The organism is Brevibacillus daliensis, from assembly GCF_021245735.1.
GTDB classification, from domain to species: Bacteria; Bacillota; Bacilli; order Brevibacillales; family Brevibacillaceae; genus Brevibacillus_B; species Brevibacillus_B daliensis.
Genome location: NZ_JAJISB010000001.1, coordinates 421,340 through 440,038, shown reverse-complemented (window position 1 = coordinate 440,038; position 18,699 = coordinate 421,340). Strand labels below are relative to the sequence as shown.

Sequence of the window (18,699 nt, the reverse complement as noted above, 5' to 3'; positions counted from 1 at the left end):
CTATGGTTTTTTGGAGAATTATTATAATTTTTTGTAACACTTAGAAGGTCAAAATTGTCTTATAATGGAAATGAACAATACTATCTGTTAACGTTCCAGGGGGACTATGCTATGAAAAATCTTTCCTACCGAATACTTTTATTATCAGGTTTGTTGTTTATTTTAAGTTCGTTCACAGTTATGTTTGGATTACCATCAGAAAAGACGGAGGCACTAGGCGTTGATGAGGTAGTAATGGCTAACGAGAAGGTCCAGGATAAAACACTTCAGAAGACAGAGCCTGCGACTAGCATCCCAACAGAGGAAGAATGGAGTATGAGAGAACAAGGATTTTATCTGTATGTAGATGAGAAAAATCCGAGTAAGCTTATGCTTAAACAAAACGGTCATGACCGTTTTGTTGGACCGCAAGAGGTTTTTTATCAATCGATATCTTCCACACTATCTAACGTAATGATTACACAAGATTCCACGGAGCCAGATCTTTTTTATATCTTGTTTCAAGAACAAAAGAACAAAAGCAACACTCAGCATCTATTCGTCTTAGATCGGACAAAGGGATATTTTGAAATGAAGAATCTCCCGCAGGCAGACGAAGCAGATTATCAATTTATTCGTTCGCCAAAAGGGGATAACGTGCTGCTTCTCGTAGAGACTCCAGCACATGAGGCTGTGGTAGGTTATCTGGACATGGCTAAAAAAGAAGTTATTCCATTGACTGGTAACATAGCCAAACACAACTTTTCTTCCGAAGACATCGTAGGCATGCAGAATGAATGGGTGGTAGAGTGGAGAAATAATCAGGAGATTTTGGTTTATAAGAAAGGCCTGTCATCCATTGATTTTACTACGAAAAAAATAAAGAAGCTGCCAATCAAAGATATAGAGCACGCTACAAAACCTGTGAAAAAATTAAAGAGGATAGAAGGGTTTCCAGATCTGATGCTGGTCGAAACTGGCTATCATGTCTATGATCTCTCTTTCCAAGGAAATCAAGGTTTATACCTACTCGATGTAAAAACGAATCAACTCCATCAGGTTGGCAAGGAACCAGGTGAGAAGTATGATCGCTATATGCTAGGGGTATTAGATCAGCATTTATATTATCTTGATACGGTTTCTACTGGAGAAATGGTTACAACAAGCATCAAGTCATACAACCTAGAAGATAAGAAAGAAGAGCAAGGTTATATGATCGGAACGCCAGTTTCAGATTTTGCATTAATAAGACCGTCTGGGGTGTTCTCACCTCAAAAGAACCTGCTAGCTTTCTTAGCATTACGAACGGATTATAAGGAAGATGAGGTTACTCCCTATACACTTTATATTTGGGATGTAAAAAATCATCGAGTAGTAGCGGAGAACCCACTCGATCATCTCCCAGAAGGTATGATATGGGTAGATGAAAATACGATTCAACTCATTCAATCTACCATCCATCTACCATAATCCCTCCTCTTTTTTCAAGATAAGTTACAAGGGAGCACCAGCTTATGGTATTAGAAAATTGTAAATTATTGTATGATTGATTCATAAAGGGAGATGATTATGAAGAAATCAGGGACAGCACAGGTAATGTCGGGATTCATCACGACGGCGATGATCATGACTGGATGTGGCTCTGAAACGAGCTCTAGTAACCTGCAATTAAATAGCGAGTGGTCATCAAGTGATGCTGAATCAGTTGAACCAGAGGTATTGTCATTATCGGATAGTAGTGGTTGTGGAGAAGAGGTTGACTTGCAACATCTTCAAGAGACCTATCCAGGATTGGATTTAACCAAAGTAGAAGATTATATAGAAACGAATTGTATCGCATATGACGAAACGGAATTCGTGGAGTATCTGGATGATATCTCGATCAATGGCGAAGATACTACTTATGATTCCACATATTCTAGCATTCCGCTTGCTATGTTTCTATTCGCAGGTACGGCTGCCGGATATAGTAGCATAAAAGGAAAAAGTGGTACTTCTAATAAAATTGGAAGTTCAGCAAAACCAACTAGCCCACGTTCAGGATCAGACTCTGATTTCGGATCATCATCTGGTATGAAATCTGGTTTCGGTTCAGGAAGCAGTTCAACTGGCTCGTAAAATCCATTACTAAAAAAAGGGCCTTTGCAGATTACATCTTGCAAGAGCCCTATTTTCATTTTATTCCAAGGTTTGAAAAACATATCCTCTGCCTTTTTCTAGATATTTCTTTTCGATGATTGTACTTTCTTTTATTTCTTGCGAGGGAGAGAACTGTCGTTTTGCCAAGGTTTGCGCATACTTAAAAGCGGCATCGTCTGAATCTGCAATAACTACAGCTACCAGATTTTTTTCATCCGTCGTACTAATTTCCACATGATACAAAAACATGGCGGTCACCTTTTTCTCTATCTAGAGGGGTTTCCCCTCAGATTGCATGATATACATCGGGATGATCCCTGTTATGATGCAGATACACTTGCAATCACATCAGAGAAATACTCTTGAATTCTGGGTGTACCGACTCGTCTAGCAAACTGATGGAATTTTTCCTCTGCTAGACGCTCTTTTTTATATAGTTCCAGCAGTTGAGCAATAACAGGAGCAACACGATCTGCTTTTACACGCCCCTTAAGACGGCTATTAAACTGTGCATCTGGTCCAAGACTTCCCCCGACAAAGAAATCGAAGGCATCTACCGTCCCACTCTCTGTTTTAACCAATGAGCCTTGCAGACCAATATCCGCGATCTGTTGCTGTCCGCAGGAATTGGGGCAGCCAATCATATGCAAACGGACAGGCGTATCCAATTCGACATGTTCATCCAGCCAGGTAGCGATGGAGAGCATGCGTGCCTTTGTTTCAACAATAGCCAAATTACAGTATTCGTTCCCCGTGCAGGAAACTGCATAGCCAACAAAAGTACGAGGAAAAGGTGTAAGCCGTTGTAACAGTGGCTCAGCTAGCAAGCTTTCCAGTTTTTCGTCGGGAATGTTAGGGAGAATGATATTTTGTGAGTTGGTAGTACGAACGGAACCACTGCCATAACGATCAGTCAAATCAGCCAGTTCAGCGAAATCTTCTGCTGTAAGCCTTCCTACAGGTAGGAGGAGACCCACATAATTCAGTTCGTCACCTTTTTGCTTATGAACACCAGTAAAATATCCAGCATTCCAGCCATCAGTCCGATCTTTCCCTTGTTCAGGCAGCGAACCAATCAGTTCCAACAATTTTTCTGTAAATTTTTCCGGTCCCCAGTCAGCCATGAGGAATTTCAGACGGGCTTGATGGCGCTTCTGGCGATAGCCATTATCACGGAAGATTTTCGTAACACCGTCTGCTACCCTAACCACATCTTCAGGCAGAACAAAAATTCCTAGTTGCTTTGCCAGATACGGTTTGGCTGAAAGACCACCGCCCACCCAAACATGAAAGCCAATACGCTCTTCTCCATCGATCACTTTGGAGGCAGGAGTAAACGCCAAGTCATTTATCTCTGCATGTCCTGTATTGTAGATATTTCCTGAAATAGAGATTTTATATTTTCGAGGCAGGTTATCAAATTCCGGATTGAGCAAGAAGTGTTTCTCCAATTGCTCAACAAGCGGTGCGGTATCGATTAGTTCATGAGGATCAATGCCGGAGAGTGGATTCCCAACGATTGTGCGAGGTACATCGCCACAGGCCTGATAAGAGAAAAGACCTACTTGCTCCAAACGGTCAAAAATATCAGGAAGAGACTGAGTGGTTAGCCAGTGAAACTGTATGGCTTGCCTTGTTGTTACATCAACAACATTACGGCCGTAATCACGACTGATTGCTGCTAGAGCACGCGTCTGTTCGGAAGTAAGGATGCCCCCAGGTATTCGAACGCGCATCATGAAGTGACCTTCACCTTTTGGCTTTTGCTCATAAACCCCTGCCCATTTAAAAAATACGAGATCTTCTTCACTAAATGCACTGTACCCTTGCGAAGCACGTTCACGAATGGTCTCAATAATCGACAAGCCTTCACGATCCAGTTTTGTCAGTTCAAAAGCGCTTAATTTGCTTTTATCTGATTCCCATGGGCGCTGCTGTTGATCTGCCATACCTAGTCCTCCTTTTAATTCATACATTATTTGTCGGAATACTTTGAATTGAGTATACTCGCTTGAGAAGGTATGGTCAACGAGAAAATAATGAATTTACATAATTGACAATCAATGGAATTGGAACTACTATGATAGACAGACAAAACAAAACCAATAAAATACATCGGAATTATATGTATTTATTGAAATCAGTAGGCAAGTATCCATCATGCAAGTACCAACATAAGATAGAACGTAAATGTTGTGAAAGAGGGGTAGAAGTATGAGTATGGAGTATTCCTTGCCAGAGCTTGAGGATCTGGCTGCAAAATTTGAAGAGGAACAGCCCGAAAAACTTCTTGCTTGGGCAACGGCGCAATTTGGGAATGATATTGTGCTGGCATCCAGCTTTGGTGCTGAGGATGTAGTTCTCATTGACATGTTACAAAAAATTGCTCCCGGTACACCTGTGTTTTATCTGGATACGAACAAACATTTTACAGAAACATACGAAACGATTGAACGAATAGAGAAGCACTATCAGGCATCATTTATTAGAATATTGCCACAAATTACATTAGAAGAGCAGGCAAACTTGTATGGAGATGAGTTGTGGAAATCAAACCCTACGTCTTGTTGCAATCTGCGAAAAGTGGAGCCATTAACACGCATTCTGGGAGAGTACACTGCCTGGATTACAGGGATACGGCGTGATCAGGCGCCAACGCGTGCCCATACGAAAAAGGTGGAATGGGACAGCAAATTTAATCTAGTTAAATTCAATCCGTTAGCCGCCTGGACGAATGATGATGTCTGGGCATATATCAGGGAGCATCAGGTTATTTATAATCCACTTCATGATCAGTATTATTCAAGCATTGGATGTGAGGTTTGTACCCGTCAGGTATTACCTGGTGAAGATCCACGAGCTGGACGCTGGTCAGGATTTGAAAAAACGGAATGTGGCCTGCATAAATAAACGGCTAAAAAGGAAAGGTGATAGGGACGTGGCAGAACGCGCATTAGCACATGGGGGATTACTGATAAATCGAATGATTTCCCCGAAAAGGCTGGATGAGTACAGGCAGGCAAGTAGACATTACAGAGTCTGGACAATTGATGAGTGGACATTATCTGACATTGACTGTATCGCCATTGGAGCATTCTCACCATTAACCGGGTTTCTAACAGAAGCAGAATATAACAGTGTTGTGGATAAAATGCGATTGCCTGATGATACGATCTGGTCTGTACCTATAACACTTGCTGTGACAGAAGAGTACAGCGACTTGGAAAAAGGTGAAAAGCTACTCTTACGCGGGCAAGATGGCATTGATTATGCAATTTTAACCGTAGCCGATGTGTATCAGCCTAACAAGCAAAAAGAGGCTCTGCATGTTTATCGGACAACGGATGTGGCACACCCTGGTGTCGCCAATTTACACGATCGACCAGATTATTACGTTGGAGGCAACATTGAGGTATTGCAGCGTCCGAAACCGGAGCAATTTGCTGATTACTACTATACGCCAAGCGAAACACGGAGAATGTTTAAAGAACTGGGATGGCGAACAGTGGTCGGGTTTCAGACACGCAATCCGGTACATCGGGCTCATGAGTATATCCAAAAAGCAGCAATGGAAATTGTTGACGGGTTATTTCTAAATCCATTGGTTGGACAGACAAAATCGGATGACGTACCTGCGGCAGTACGAATGGAGAGCTACTTTGCTCTGCTTCAAAAATATTATCCGGAGAATAGGGTTTTTCTAGGAGCTTTTCCTGCGGCTATGAGATACGCCGGTCCTAGGGAAGCGGTCTTTCATGCTATGGTGCGCAAAAACTATGGCTGCACTCATTTTATAGTTGGTCGTGATCATGCGGGAGTGGGCGATTACTATGGAACGTATGATGCACAACATATTTTTTCTTCTTTCTCACCTGATGAACTAGGAATTACGCTGCTCTTTTTCGAACATAGTTTTTACTGTACGGCTTGCCAGGGGATGGCAACAACGAAGACCTGTCCTCATGAAAAAGAGCATCATGTCGTTCTCTCTGGAACAAAAGTGAGAGAGCTACTTAGAAAAGGGGAGACACCTCCGCCCGAATTTTCTCGACCTGAGGTAGCTTGCATCTTAATTAATGGCCTGCGGGAGAAAGAGTCAGTGGAAAGAGAAAAAATCAAAAAATAATCATGATCCCTAATTTGATTTATCAAAAATATTTAAAATAAGGCAAAAAAATGCAGAGATCATGGCTGATTTCTGCATTTTTTTCGTTGGTATAAAGTAAATGTCAGGTTATTAATTCGAAAAGATTTATAAAAGAAAGGATTGTAAAAACTGAACATTATTTAAAAAATACAGAAAATTATAAGGAGAAAATATACATTAATATCCAGTTAATTAGCATGTGGCAAAAAAAAGTACAGATAAAACAAAGTATTTTTGTATGCGCTTTCATTCAAGGGATTCAATATGAATCAGCTTCCTACTGAGCAATCGTTCGGAAAAAACTTCGAAAAAAAGATTTTGATTTCATTGACACTTATTTTGACGGTAGCTATAATCATTCATAACACTTATTTTCAGACAATTTGAACCTTTCCTTAAGGCTTCAAATATTCATACATTAGCTTTGATGAGGACAACATCATTTACCTCTTCTTTCACAGAGAGTCTGGATAGCTGAGAACCAGACAAGAATGTAATGATCGCTCACCTCTGAGCTGTTCGCTGAACGATGAAACATTCATTTAGTAGGTGGAACCGAATGACGCTCGTTATCGCGTTGACAGTCAGTGTAGCTTTGCTAACTGAGCTGTCCAAGGCTGATTATCCGTGAGGAATCAGCAAATTTGGGTGGTACCGCGAATCCTTTCGCCCCAATTGACAACTTTTGTGTGTCGGGGGAGAAAGGATTTTTTTGTATTTATTTTTAGTAATTATGTAAGATTGCTTGAAATGAGAGGGAGGAGAGAACATGATATCGACCGCTGAACAGACACGTCTGTTGCCGGAAATGAGATTTGGGGAAGAATTGACAGGGGCAGAAACCCTACTACGTTGCTTGCTGCTGGAAGGTGTTGAACATATTTTCGGTTACCCGGGAGGTGCGGTTCTCCCAATTTATGATTCACTTTATTCCAGCAAGCTAAAACACATTTTGGCAAGACACGAACAAGGTGCAATCCACGCAGCTGACGGATATGCACGAGCAACAGGAAAAACTGGTGTAGTAGTAGCAACATCTGGCCCAGGCGCAACAAACTTGGTCACGGGTATCGCAACTGCACAAATGGATTCTGTGCCACTTGTTTGTATAACAGGTAACGTGCCACAAAATCTAATCGGAACGGATGCATTCCAGGAAGCGAACATTACGGGAATTACCATGCCGATTACCAAACACAATTACTTCGTGAGAGATATTCGCGATCTGCCAAAAGTAATTAAAGAAGCATTTTTTATTGCATCAACAGGCAGACCAGGTCCTGTATTGATTGATATTCCGAAAGATGTATGCAACATTTCAGCTCCTTTTTATCCAGCTGAAGAAGTAAATATTCATGGTTACCATCCAACACGAATTCCAACAGATGAGGATATGGAGGCGTTTGTGGAAGCGATCGGAAAAGCAACTCGCCCTGTCATTCTTGCTGGCGGAGGAATTCTTGCAGCAGGTGCACATGAGGAGCTTTTGCAATTTGCAGAAAAAACGCGCATTCCTGTAATCAGCACATTTATGGGATTGGGGAACTTCCCGGGAACTCATGAATTAGCGCTAGGCATGCCAGGTATGCACGGCAATTTTACAGCTAATCAGGCACTCATGAATGCGGACTGTGTAATTGGACTTGGAGCACGTTTTGATGACCGTATCACAATGGGACGAACGAAAGAGTTCGCACCGAATGCTACGATTGTCCACGTGGATATCGATCCGGCAGAGCTTGGTAAAAATGTAGAGACAGCCATTACTGTAGCAGGTGATGTGAAGAGCACCCTGACGAAAGCTCTTCCAATGGTAAAAGCAAATGCATCTGAAGCGTGGATTAAGCAATTACACATGTGGCAAGAACAATATCCATACAGCTATAAAAAAGATGGAACTTTGAAACCACAAGAAGTACTGGAAATCATTTATGAATCAACAAATGGGGAAGCGATTGTAACCACGGATGTTGGTCAACATCAGATGTGGACAGCGCAATACTATAAATTCAAAAATCCTCGTTCATTTGTTTCTTCCGGTGGACTAGGTACGATGGGCTTCGGTTTTCCAGCGGCAATTGGAGCACAAATGGCTTTTCCTGAACGCACAGTAATTAGCGTTGTAGGTGATGGCGGATTCCAGATGACGAATCAAGAACTCGCAATTCTCGCACAATATAAGTTGCCAGTTAAAATAGTTATCATTAATAACCAATGTTTGGGAATGGTTCGTCAATGGCAAGAAATTTTCTATGATCAACGTTACAGTTCCATTGATCTTACATGCAGTCCAGATTTCGTAAAATTGGCGGAAGCTTACGGTGTAAGAGGAATGAGAGCGACTACGTCTGAAGAAGCTCGTGCAGTATGGCAAGAGGCTCTGGATTATAACGGTCCAGTTGTTATTGACTTCCGTGTTGCATCTGGTGAAAATGTTTTCCCAATGGTAGCAGCTGGTTCAACCTTAGATCAAATGATGTTGGGAGATGAGGAATAAAATGGAGCGTCATACATTAGCAATTCACGTAAACGACCAACCCAACGTGTTAACACGAGTTGCCATTCTATTCGGACAGCGCAACTTCAATATCGATAGCATCACGGTTGGCGCAACCGAAGAGCCTGGTCTCTCCCGTATGATTATCACAACAAACGGTGATGAAAAACAGTTGGATCAGTTAATTAAGCAAGTCTCTAAATTGATTGATGTCATATCCGTCGATCATTTGAGTAAAGATCCAATGGTAGCTAGAGAAATCGCTTTGATTCGAGTTCAGGCAGCACCAGCTGTTAGAGCCGAAATTAATGGAATTGTAGAACCTTTCCGTGCCTCTATTATCGATATTGGACCTGAATCACTAATTATTCAGGTAACAGGGGACGTTGGCAAGGTAGATGCATTGGTTGCATTGTTGCAACCTTACGGAATTCAGGAGTTAACGCGCACAGGGACTGTCGCCATGTCGCGTTGTCTTAATACATCACTTATTTATGCGTAACACGTAAAAAAACAAATCACAACATTCTGGGAGGAAACCCGATTATGAAAATGTATTATGAACAAGATGCTAACCAACAAACGCTAGCTGGAAAAACAATTGCGATCGTAGGCTATGGTAGCCAAGGTCATGCTCAAGCACAAAACCTTCGTGATAGTGGAAATCGTGTCATTATCGGTCTTCGCCCAGGGAAATCTTGGGATCAGGCAGCAGAAGATGGTTTTGAAGTTTTCACGGTAGCAGAAGCAACAAAACAAGCTGATCTCATTCAAATCCTTCTTCCAGACGAACATCAAGGAAGAGTGTATAACGAAGAAATCAAGCCTAACCTGAAAGCAGGAGCAACGCTTTCCTTCTCTCATGGTTTCAATATCCACTTTGGTCAAATCGTAGCTCCAACTGATGTTGATGTAATCATGGTAGCTCCTAAGAGTCCAGGTCACCTGGTTCGCCGTGTATATGTTGAAGGCTTTGGCGTACCTGGTCTGGTTGCGATTCACCAAGACAACAGCGGTAAAGCAATGGAAACAGCTTTAGCTTATGCTAGCGGTATTGGTTGCACGAAAGCTGGTGTTATCGAAACTACTTTCCGTGAAGAAACAGAAACGGACCTGTTCGGTGAGCAAGCCGTACTTTGCGGTGGGGCAACTGAGTTGGTTAAAGCTGGTTTTGATACATTGGTTGAAGCAGGTTACCAGCCTGAGATCGCCTACTTCGAATGTCTACATGAATTGAAGCTGATCGTTGACTTGATGTATGAGGGTGGTCTAGCTCGTATGCGTCATTCCATCAGTGATACAGCTGAATACGGTGACTACAGTGTAGGCAAACGCATCATTACAGAAGAAACTCGTAAAGAAATGAAAAAAGTACTGGCTGAAATCCAAGATGGTACATTTGCACGCAACTGGATCTTGGAAAATCAGGCAAACCGTCCTGGATTCAATGCAACTCGCCGTATTGAAAGCGAACATGGCATCGAGCAAGTGGGTGGCAAACTACGCGACATGATGGCGTGGATTGACAAGAAATAAGGTAGACAACTCACAAGTATAACTACCCTACAATAAGTAAATATGCAATGTAAGCTAGCCCAAAGTGGGCAATGAAAGAGAACTGGGAGGAGGAAATGTAATGCGTACTATAGAGATTTTTGATACAACGTTACGAGATGGAGAACAATCACCTGGAGTAAATTTAAGCCTAAATGAGAAGGTGGAGATCGCCCTCCAACTCGAACGACTAGGTGTATCACGAATCGAGGCAGGTTTTGCCGCTGCTTCTCCTGGGGATCTTTTGTCCGTGGCAGAGGTGGCAAAGCGAGTCAAGGATGCGACTGTTATAAGTCTGTCTCGTTCTAAAACAGTCGACATTGATAAATCATATGAAGCAATAAAGCATGCTGTAAACCCAGGAATTCACGTTTTCCTGGCAACATCACCCATTCACCGTGAACATAAACTGCGTATGAGCAAAGAAGAGGTAATTGAAAATGCAGTTGCCTCTGTCAAATATGCGAAACAATATGTTTCCCATGTGCAGTTTTCTTGTGAGGATGCAGGACGTACTGAGATTCCTTACTTGGCTGAGGTAGTTCGTGCAGCAATTGCTGCCGGAGCAACTGTTATTAACCTACCTGATACGGTTGGATACTTGACACCTGCTGAATATGGCAATATGTTCCGGGAAATAAGAAGAATGGTTCCTGAGGTAGATGGCATTAAGCTAAGCTGTCACTGCCATGATGATTTGGGATTAGCTGTAGCAAACAGTCTTGCTGCGATTGAAGCAGGCGTAACTCAGGTAGAAGGAACCATTAATGGAATTGGAGAGCGTGCAGGTAATACTTCATTAGAAGAAGTCGTGATGGCTCTTGAAACTCGCAAAGATTACTTTAACGTGCATACGAACTGGCATCTGAAGGAAATTGCTCGTACTAGCCAGCTTGTGAGCCGATTGACGGGTATGATTGTACCTGGTAATAAGGCGATTGTTGGTGCAAATGCATATGCTCATGAGTCAGGTATTCACCAAGATGGTGTACTAAAAGAGAAATCAACATATGAAATCATAAAGCCGGAAACAGTTGGATATAAGTCAAACCTGCTGGTTCTTGGCAAGCACTCAGGTCGCCATGCTTTCAAGGGTAAACTGGAGGAGCTTGGATACCACCTTGAATCAGAGCAAATCGACAAAACTTTTGCAGAGTTCAAGATTTTGTGCGACAAGAAAAAAGAAGTTACAGATGACGATATTCTTGCCTTGATTGATGCAAAAATGGCTGAGCAAGAAGAGTTATACAGTATCGAATCCATTCAGCTTGCATATGGAAATCAGACGACACCAACTGCTAGCGTAAGAATCGTTACGTCAGATGGTGTAGTTAGAGAAGAAGCATCGGTTGGAAACGGTTCAGTTGATTCAATTTACAAAGCGATCGATCGAGCAGTAGGTGAGGATTTTACCCTGATTGATTATCGAATTGTATCAGTTACAACTGGTCAAGACGCACTGGGTGAAGTATTCGTCCGCTTACAGCAAGGCGAACTTTTTTCTCAAGGACGTGGCGTGAGCACCGACGTTCTGGAAGCAAGTGCAATTGCTTATGTTCGTGCCATTAATAAGTTAATCAAGCAACGCGGAGATGTTTTTGAACCAATTGCCTAACGTTTTAGGCTACATGGGGGAAACAAATCCAAGGTTCTGGTTCATGGATAGAGTGATACAGATAGAACGTGGGTTAGACGAGTTAGAGAGAAGTAGAGACAAGAAGAAGACTGAAGGAAAGCGAGAAGAGCTGGCCATGACAAAAACATTTAAAATTGCCGTCCTGCCTGGGGATGGTATTGGTACTGAAATAGTAGCAGAAGCGGTCAAAGTACTTGAGGCAGTAACTGAGCAAACCGGTCATTCTTTTGAAATTTCCTACGGACGCATTGGCGGTTGTGCGATTGATGAGGATGGTACTCCGCTTCCAGAAGCTACCGTTCAAATCTGTAAAGATGCTGACGCTGTACTGTTAGGAGCTGTAGGTGGTCCAAAATGGGATAACAATCCTGGACATCTTCGTCCAGAAACAGGCCTTCTTGGAATTCGCAAAGCATTAGGATTATTTGCGAACCTACGTCCGGCTACTATGCACAAAAGCCTGGTAGAAGCTTCATCCCTAAAACCTGAAGTAGTATCAGGCGTTGATTTGATGGTTGTTCGTGAATTGACTGGTGGTATCTATTTCGGAGAGAAAAAACGATACACGGATGAAAACGGACAGGATACAGCTGAGGATCTTTTGATCTATCGTGAAGATGAGGTAGAACGCATCATTCGCTCCGCATTTGATATTGCACGGAAACGGAATAAAAGACTGGTTTCTGTTGATAAGGCAAACGTTCTGGAGAGCTCTCGTTTATGGCGTAAGGTAGCAGAACGAGTAGGTGCGGATTATCCAGATGTGGAGCTGACTCATCAGTTGGTCGATTCCTGCGCTATGCAGTTGGTTCGTGCACCGAAACAGTTCGATGTTATTGTGACAGAAAACATGTTTGGGGATATCTTGAGCGATGAAGCTGCGATGCTAACAGGTTCCATCGGAATGCTTTCCTCTGCCAGCTTGGCAGAAGGTAGCTTCGGGTTATATGAGCCAGTGCACGGTTCAGCGCCTGACATTGCTGGAAAAGGCATTGCGAATCCATTAGCAACCATTCTTTCCGTAGCGATGATGCTTCGTTATTCGCTTAACCTGGATGAAGAGGCTGGTCGAATTGAAAATGCAGTCTGGGCAGTCCTTGATGCGGGTCATCGCACAGGTGATCTGACAGATGATCGCAGCAAAGCGCTAGGAACAGTTGAGATGGGGCAATTGGTTCGTGAAGAAATGAAGAAACAATTTGTCTCTAAATAAAATAGGAATTGTTGTGCAAATGACCTACGATAATGTATGTCACGGTATAACAAGGAATGGAACTCCTACTGGAATGAATAGCCAGTAGGAGTTTTTAACGTAACTCTGGCACTTTCAGAAAAAACGAAAAGACCGTTCCCTGGTGGAATACCGGGAAACGGTTTTTGCATGAGGATCTCTTGTTTTATTCAACAGACTTCTATTGTGAAAGAGATTCTTGCACCTCACCATAGGAAGGAATTCGAATACCATCAGGTACATTAAATGATCCCCCATTATGCTGAATGACTGCAGGATTTCGAATGGTGAAACTGATTTGTATATTTGAATTCCCTAGATAATTCGTGCCGTTGCCTGTTGGCATGTTATCAATGAATTCGCCATCATACACGAGCTTGCCGTTATCGTACATTTTTCCTGTACCACTTAGGATACCATTAGCGAAGTCACCTTCGTAGGCAATAGATCCGTTCATGTAGAATTTTCCTTTACCGTGGTAAACACCTTGTTGATGCTCTCCATCGTAGTAAATTGTTCCATCTTCATAGAACTTGGCCTTACCGCCTCCTAAATCACCAGAGATGAATTGGCCTTCGTAAGAAAGTCTTTGATCATCTGTAATGAATTTTCCTGAACCATGATACCTGCCTTTGTTAAAAGCTCCGATATATTTCATGTTCCCATTCTGATGAAATTCAGTACCTTGGCCATTTGGGAGACCGGACTCAGACGACACTTGTCCTGAAAATAGTATTTGGCCATTCGGGTAATAAATTTTTCCTATGCCTACTTTATTATTCTCTTTATTCGTTATTTCGGAATATCGGCTTCCGTCTTCATTATAGCCGGTCAATTGAATGACATCGTTCGTTCTTGTTCCTGCCGATCGAACACTTCCATTTTCAAAATAGGATTTGCCTACGAAATTAGGTTTTCCATTCAGAAATTCTCCTTCATATCGTTTGTTCCCATTCTTGTAATATGCTGTACCTTGTCCATTAGCAACTCCGTTAACAGTCTCACCTATGTACTTGTACGTCTCATCATAAATGTTAATTGTTGTTTCTTTGATGGTTGTCTGTTTTGCAGTTTTAGTTGGTGGTGATGAAGCAACCGTTTTTGAATCAGCTGCGGATACTTCTTTTGGTTCACCTTGAGAAGGAGTGACTTGATTTTCTTCTAATTGACTAGTTGGGTTTGTTTGATCCATAGTAGCTGTCGAAGCATTTACTGGCTGTACATATGCTCTAGGCTCAGACCCTTTTATCTCTTTGTAGAATTTATAATAAAGTACTCCATTAAATGCGAGAAGTGAGACTAATATAAATATAGGTAGAATTTTTTTCATGATATCGTAATGGAGACTAGTCTTTATGAGCTAACTACTCCATTGATCCTCCTTTCCATATTTTTTGATGTTCCCAAATTGTTCATCCATTATTAAGTATCGACAGTAAAGGCTAGATTAGTTAGTACTTTTTATCTAGGAGTTATTGCTCATTTGTAGGAAAGTAAAATATTTTTTAAATATTTTATATATTAATGTATAAAAAGTAGTTGTATAATACAGGTATCGTATAAAAAGTAGGTGACAGGCATGGAATCCATTTATCGTGACAAACGACTCTATCTCTTATTACTAGCTAACATTAGTTCATCGATTGGAATCGGTATTACATCAATTGCATTGCCGTGGCTTTTATTGCAAAAATCTGGCGGGGAAGTTATCATGGGCTATCAAATGTTAGCAGGAACATTATTGCTATTTTTCATCAGTCCGTATATGGGAATTGTGATTGATCGTTATTCCCGTAAAAGTTTGATCCTATTGAGCGATGTATTCAGCTTTGTCATTTTGTTACCGCTTTCTGTCATAGCTATTATAAGCGGTCAGCTTTCAACAAGTATTCTGGTTCTGATGATGTTTGTCCCTAGCATTTATTATTCGATTCAATATCCTGCACAAATGGCATTTTGCCAGGAGATTTTCAACAGAGACCAGTATTACCAATTAAACAGTGCATTAGAAGTACAAGGACAGACTGCATCGATGATTAGCGCTGGGATTGCTGCACTATTGGTAGGGAAAATCGACATTGGCTATATTTTAGCTATTAATCTTATTACGCATGTTATTGGCTACGTGGCAGTAAAAGTGATCCCTTATCAACAGAAAAAGGATTTGGAAGTATCTACTTCAGGGCGGATTGGGATCAAGACTGAATTCAGTGAAGGATATACATACCTACGCCAACATAAGAAGATGTTTTTCTTTATGCTGTGCTCCATGTTCCCGTTTATTGTAATTATGATGGATAACTATTTGGCACCTGTGTATGTCTACCAAACGTTAATGGAAGGTGCTCATATATATGGCATTTATTCAATTGTATATGCAGTCGGTGCCATATTAGGTGGTATTATGATACCAATCCTACTGAAAAAAGTAAGCATGTTTCAGACCACTGTAATCATGTTGTCCATCTTTATCGTTGGTTTACTAGGTATTGTGTCTGTTCAGACTACCTATGTTTTTATCACAATGAGTCTCTTGTTAGGGCTCGGAAACGCAGGCTCTCGTGTTACACGCAAAACGATGATGATGCATGTAATCCCATATACGTTAATGGGAAGGGTAAATGGGTTTCTTAACACGAGCGGTTTAGTCCTTCGATCACTGCTACTTTTGGGTTTCACCAACACGATCAGCTTTACCGGCGCTATTTTTTCTTATACGTTACTAACGATGTTTATGTTGGGTGGATTAGCCATCATTATTTCAACGAGGTCCATTTTTAAAAAAGAAGAAATGCCTTCTACTTAAGTAAGTCGGGAATTGCCCATGAATCACCAAAATGTAAGGAGGTTTATAACATGGGAAAGAAAATAGTTTCATTTGCTTTAGTTGCAATGATGTTGATGACATTTGGTTTTCGTGCATCAGCACAAGATGCTTCTGACAACTCGACCTTGTTGCTATATTGCTATAGTGTGCCAATCATAAATGTAATAAACATCATTTAATTATCTAAGATAAAATGTTGTTGTAAATAACAAAGCGAAATGGATAGGGGCCTCAGAAAATTTCTGAGGCCCCTATCCATTCTTTTTCGATGACAAATTGAAACGGCAACTATTCCATTTCAAACCATAGTGGGTCGTCGTTATCGACACCACCGTTATAGTTGATGAGAATCTCTTCTCCTGCTTTAATATCTTTATAAGCATAGAAATCAAACGTATCATTCTCAAAGTTGATTTCATAAATGGCATTAGGTTGATACGAATGGTTAAACAGCATTCCATAACCTAGCAGAATGGCAGTATGCTCTTCTCCATATTCAAACGCGTAATCGGCAAGTAAGGTTTTTTCGATATGCTCATGCTCTTCATTAGGATAAGCAATAACAGGTGCTTGATGGATAAGTGCGCCTTTAGCAATATGCTGCTTAGCGAATACCCCTCTATTAAACTCACCATTACTAAGTGTTGACTTCTTTATTTCTATCATTGAATAGGTACCTACACTTTTTCTAGAAGTTATCTTTCAGTACTTAGTGTGACAGGTAAATGAAACAAATGCAACAAGTAACTGATATTACCATCATACTAGTTGCTATCCAATCATGATTTTTCCACTCGGATAGCGGAAATACTCTTTACGTTTTCTTTGTGCAAGAGCAAAAGCAATCGTTAATGGACCGACCCGCCCAATGAACATAGTAATGGTTATAATTATTTTTCCAAGAGGCGATAGCTCAGGTGTTACTCCCATGGAAAGACCAACCGTAGCGAATGCAGAAACTGACTCAAAGAGAAGCATAAGGAAATCCTGCCCTGGCTCCGTGATCGTCAGCATCATCGTTACTCCAATAACAATAAACTGAGCGATCATTACCACTGTTAGTGATTTATAGATCATGGTAGGTAGAATGCGTTGACGGAAAAAGACAACATCCTCTTTCCCTTGGATTTTTACTTGATTGGTAAAGCAGTGATGATCATTACAAGTATCTATGTAGCATTCTCAAAAAATAGCAGATAAGCCACTATCTCTGCAACGATTTATTCTATAGCAAAAACCCCCTGAGAATAACTCATGGAGGTAAACATGCATCATAACTTCTGTTTAACGGAAGAGGGCCATTTGATAAGGGCATGGGGATATGCTTTTTGTAGAACCAGTTCCAGCTTTTTGTAATCTTCAGAAGTTAAATGGTGATAGTTAGAAGTGGGCGAAGGGGTAAGAATAAGATGTGTGACACTTCCAGATGTTTTATTGTCCCTTGTAAATTTTTCACCCTCAAATGTTGCCGATTTGTAGGTGATCCAAAGATTGCGTCTTATATTATGGGATGCATCCCATATGTACATCTGGCCTTTTTCTTGTGCTTGTTTAAAAAGCCGCTTTGGGTGGAAATATCTGCGTGCAAGGGTGTAAAACAGGAGAAGAATGCTTGAGCCTAGGAGAATTTTCACTAAGAGTGACATGTCGAAACGGGAAGCCCCCTTTCTCAAGTTTTCTAGTGTATACGAAAGAATTGAGGGTAAGTTTCAATAAAAAACTTTAAAATAAGTTAGTTACTTGATTTTTGTAAGTAAGGAAAGTAAGATAGCACTATACAAAGAAATATCGAATAATCCTGAAGGAGTGATTATATATGTTTACCATTTACCCTGCTGCTTCTAGATTTGTTGCCGACCATGGTTGGTTGAATTCCTCATTTAGTTTTTCTTTTGCTGAATATTACGATCCTGCTAACATGAATTTTGGTCCGATGCGTGTTTTAAATGACGATTATGTTAAGGCCGGATATGGCTTTGGAACGCATCCTCACAAAGAAATGGAGATTGTCAGCATTGTTTTGGATGGCGCGCTAAGCCATAAAGATAGTACAGGTAACGAAGAAACATTGTTTCCTGGGGAAATCCAACGCATGTCAGCGGGAACTGGAATCCTGCATTCCGAATATAACGGTTCCTTGGATGGCACAACGAACTTTTTACAGCTCTGGTTCGAGCCAGCTACTTATGGTTTAGCACCTTCTTATGAGCAGTTTGCATATGAACAAGAAGCGATGGTGAATGTATTGCTACCTGTCGTTTCATCGAAAAAACAGGAACATCGAGTAGCAACGATTAATCAAGATATGACTATTTATCTCTCCAAGCTGCAAGAGGGGAAAAAGCTGCAATTCACACAAGAAGTGGGACGTCGTATTTTTCTGTTTGTCATCGAGGGTTCACTAACTCTGGATGGTGATAAAAAACTGGAAAGACGTGACTCTGCTCGAATTACTGATCTACCTGAGCTTTCAATTGAAGCGAACAAGGACAGCTATTTCATGTTGATTGATTTACCTTACTAGAAGAAAACTGCATACTACTAAGATATCCGCTTTATCAAAACGATGATAAAGCGGTTTTTTCTGTGAAAAACGTCTCGACGTTTTTCATGAAATTGGAATGTGACCGCTTGCGGTCCACCAAAACTGTCATGACCGTTTTGTGTATAAAAATTTTACTATCCGACG

General features: G+C 41.2%; 17 protein-coding genes and 1 pseudogene. 12 read left to right on the top strand and 6 right to left on the bottom strand.

The features are described from left to right. The first annotated feature begins 111 nt into the window (after window positions 1-111). Complete coding sequence (locus LM917_RS02180) at window positions 112-1,449, top strand: hypothetical protein (RefSeq protein ID WP_232695780.1); 1,338 nt, start codon at window positions 112-114, stop codon at window positions 1,447-1,449. Between the two features lie 99 nt (window positions 1,450-1,548). Continuing rightward, entirely contained in the window at window positions 1,549-2,097 is a 549-nt protein-coding gene (locus LM917_RS02175; protein WP_232695779.1) for a hypothetical protein, read from the top strand. Window positions 2,098-2,157: 60 nt separating this feature from the next. Here the strand turns inward: LM917_RS02175 and LM917_RS02170 are convergent, their stop codons facing one another. Next, window positions 2,158-2,367 carry a DUF3906 family protein gene (locus LM917_RS02170; RefSeq protein WP_232695778.1) on the bottom strand — a complete coding sequence of 70 codons (210 nt, stop codon included), beginning with the start codon at window positions 2,365-2,367 and terminating at the stop codon, window positions 2,158-2,160. A gap of 71 nt (window positions 2,368-2,438) precedes the next feature. Beyond that, window positions 2,439-4,067: a nitrite/sulfite reductase gene (locus LM917_RS02165; RefSeq protein ID WP_232695775.1), complete on the bottom strand. Its 1,629-nt coding sequence runs from the start codon at window positions 4,065-4,067 to the stop codon at window positions 2,439-2,441. Between the two features lie 265 nt (window positions 4,068-4,332). Here LM917_RS02165 and LM917_RS02160 point away from each other — a divergent pair, with 265 nt between their 5' ends. The 7 genes from LM917_RS02160 to leuB all read left to right on the top strand — a co-directional run bounded on the left by LM917_RS02160 (window position 4,333) and on the right by leuB (window position 13,165). Continuing rightward, window positions 4,333-5,028 carry a phosphoadenylyl-sulfate reductase gene (locus LM917_RS02160; protein WP_373688744.1) on the top strand — a complete coding sequence of 232 codons (696 nt, stop codon included), beginning with the start codon at window positions 4,333-4,335 and terminating at the stop codon, window positions 5,026-5,028. A 28-nt stretch (window positions 5,029-5,056) separates the two neighbouring features. Next, entirely contained in the window at window positions 5,057-6,244 is a 1,188-nt protein-coding gene (gene sat / locus LM917_RS02155) for a sulfate adenylyltransferase (RefSeq protein WP_232695774.1), read from the top strand. Window positions 6,245-7,034: 790 nt separating this feature from the next. Next, window positions 7,035-8,762 carry a biosynthetic-type acetolactate synthase large subunit gene (gene ilvB / locus LM917_RS02150; RefSeq protein WP_232695772.1) on the top strand — a complete coding sequence of 576 codons (1,728 nt, stop codon included), beginning with the start codon at window positions 7,035-7,037 and terminating at the stop codon, window positions 8,760-8,762. A gap of 1 nt (window position 8,763) precedes the next feature. After that, a complete protein-coding gene (gene ilvN, locus LM917_RS02145; RefSeq protein ID WP_232695770.1) occupies window positions 8,764-9,264 on the top strand; it encodes an acetolactate synthase small subunit in 501 nt (166 codons plus the stop codon). Between the two features lie 41 nt (window positions 9,265-9,305). After that, complete coding sequence (gene ilvC, locus LM917_RS02140; RefSeq protein ID WP_232695967.1) at window positions 9,306-10,298, top strand: ketol-acid reductoisomerase; 993 nt, start codon at window positions 9,306-9,308, stop codon at window positions 10,296-10,298. 100 nt (window positions 10,299-10,398) lie between these two features. Next, window positions 10,399-11,931: a 2-isopropylmalate synthase gene (locus LM917_RS02135; protein WP_232695767.1), complete on the top strand. Its 1,533-nt coding sequence runs from the start codon at window positions 10,399-10,401 to the stop codon at window positions 11,929-11,931. 136 nt (window positions 11,932-12,067) lie between these two features. Beyond that, entirely contained in the window at window positions 12,068-13,165 is a 1,098-nt protein-coding gene (gene leuB, locus LM917_RS02130) for a 3-isopropylmalate dehydrogenase (RefSeq protein ID WP_232695966.1), read from the top strand. A gap of 199 nt (window positions 13,166-13,364) precedes the next feature. On the opposite strand, the gene LM917_RS02125 is transcribed toward leuB, so the two are convergent. Beyond that, window positions 13,365-14,513: an MORN repeat-containing protein gene (locus LM917_RS02125; protein WP_232695764.1), complete on the bottom strand. Its 1,149-nt coding sequence runs from the start codon at window positions 14,511-14,513 to the stop codon at window positions 13,365-13,367. A gap of 249 nt (window positions 14,514-14,762) precedes the next feature. Between LM917_RS02125 and LM917_RS02120 the strand changes: the two genes are divergently transcribed. Together LM917_RS02120 and LM917_RS02115 are read left to right on the top strand one after the other, a co-directional pair. Then, window positions 14,763-15,989: an MFS transporter gene (locus LM917_RS02120; protein ID WP_232695763.1), complete on the top strand. Its 1,227-nt coding sequence runs from the start codon at window positions 14,763-14,765 to the stop codon at window positions 15,987-15,989. A 50-nt stretch (window positions 15,990-16,039) separates the two neighbouring features. Beyond that, complete coding sequence (locus tag LM917_RS02115) at window positions 16,040-16,189, top strand: hypothetical protein (RefSeq protein ID WP_232695762.1); 150 nt, start codon at window positions 16,040-16,042, stop codon at window positions 16,187-16,189. Window positions 16,190-16,298: 109 nt separating this feature from the next. Here the strand turns inward: LM917_RS02115 and LM917_RS02110 are convergent, their stop codons facing one another. From LM917_RS02110 to LM917_RS24915, 3 genes and pseudogenes are all read right to left on the bottom strand, one after another. Next, the gene (locus LM917_RS02110) at window positions 16,299-16,676 is read right to left on the bottom strand and encodes an SET domain-containing protein (protein ID WP_232695761.1); all 378 of its coding nucleotides are present in this window, start codon (window positions 16,674-16,676) and stop codon (window positions 16,299-16,301) included. Window positions 16,677-16,781: 105 nt separating this feature from the next. Beyond that, a pseudogene (locus LM917_RS02105) lies at window positions 16,782-17,141 on the bottom strand (potassium transporter TrkG); the annotation flags it as partial. Between the two features lie 140 nt (window positions 17,142-17,281). Beyond that, on the bottom strand, window positions 17,282-17,656 hold the full coding sequence (locus tag LM917_RS24915; protein ID WP_507236589.1) for a hypothetical protein: 375 nt from the start codon (window positions 17,654-17,656) through the stop codon (window positions 17,282-17,284). Between the two features lie 170 nt (window positions 17,657-17,826). Between LM917_RS24915 and LM917_RS02100 the strand changes: the two genes are divergently transcribed. After that, entirely contained in the window at window positions 17,827-18,534 is a 708-nt protein-coding gene (locus LM917_RS02100; protein WP_232695759.1) for a pirin family protein, read from the top strand. The last annotated feature ends 165 nt before the right edge of the window (window positions 18,535-18,699 follow it).

Coding starts and splice junctions, on each gene's coding strand:
- LM917_RS02180 (WP_232695780.1), top strand. CDS start 112: ATGAAAAATCTTTCCTACCGAATACTTTTATTATCAGGTTTGTTGTTT.
- LM917_RS02175 (WP_232695779.1), top strand. CDS start 1,549: ATGAAGAAATCAGGGACAGCACAGGTAATGTCGGGATTCATCACGACG.
- LM917_RS02170 (WP_232695778.1), bottom strand. CDS start 2,367: ATGTTTTTGTATCATGTGGAAATTAGTACGACGGATGAAAAAAATCTG.
- LM917_RS02165 (WP_232695775.1), bottom strand. CDS start 4,067: ATGGCAGATCAACAGCAGCGCCCATGGGAATCAGATAAAAGCAAATTA.
- LM917_RS02160 (WP_373688744.1), top strand. CDS start 4,333: ATGAGTATGGAGTATTCCTTGCCAGAGCTTGAGGATCTGGCTGCAAAA.
- ilvB (WP_232695772.1), top strand. CDS start 7,035: ATGATATCGACCGCTGAACAGACACGTCTGTTGCCGGAAATGAGATTT.
- ilvN (WP_232695770.1), top strand. CDS start 8,764: ATGGAGCGTCATACATTAGCAATTCACGTAAACGACCAACCCAACGTG.
- LM917_RS02135 (WP_232695767.1), top strand. CDS start 10,399: ATGCGTACTATAGAGATTTTTGATACAACGTTACGAGATGGAGAACAA.
- leuB (WP_232695966.1), top strand. CDS start 12,068: ATGACAAAAACATTTAAAATTGCCGTCCTGCCTGGGGATGGTATTGGT.
- LM917_RS02125 (WP_232695764.1), bottom strand. CDS start 14,513: ATGAAAAAAATTCTACCTATATTTATATTAGTCTCACTTCTCGCATTT.
- LM917_RS02120 (WP_232695763.1), top strand. CDS start 14,763: ATGGAATCCATTTATCGTGACAAACGACTCTATCTCTTATTACTAGCT.
- LM917_RS02115 (WP_232695762.1), top strand. CDS start 16,040: ATGGGAAAGAAAATAGTTTCATTTGCTTTAGTTGCAATGATGTTGATG.
- LM917_RS02110 (WP_232695761.1), bottom strand. CDS start 16,676: ATGATAGAAATAAAGAAGTCAACACTTAGTAATGGTGAGTTTAATAGA.
- LM917_RS24915 (WP_507236589.1), bottom strand. CDS start 17,656: ATGTCACTCTTAGTGAAAATTCTCCTAGGCTCAAGCATTCTTCTCCTG.
- LM917_RS02100 (WP_232695759.1), top strand. CDS start 17,827: ATGTTTACCATTTACCCTGCTGCTTCTAGATTTGTTGCCGACCATGGT.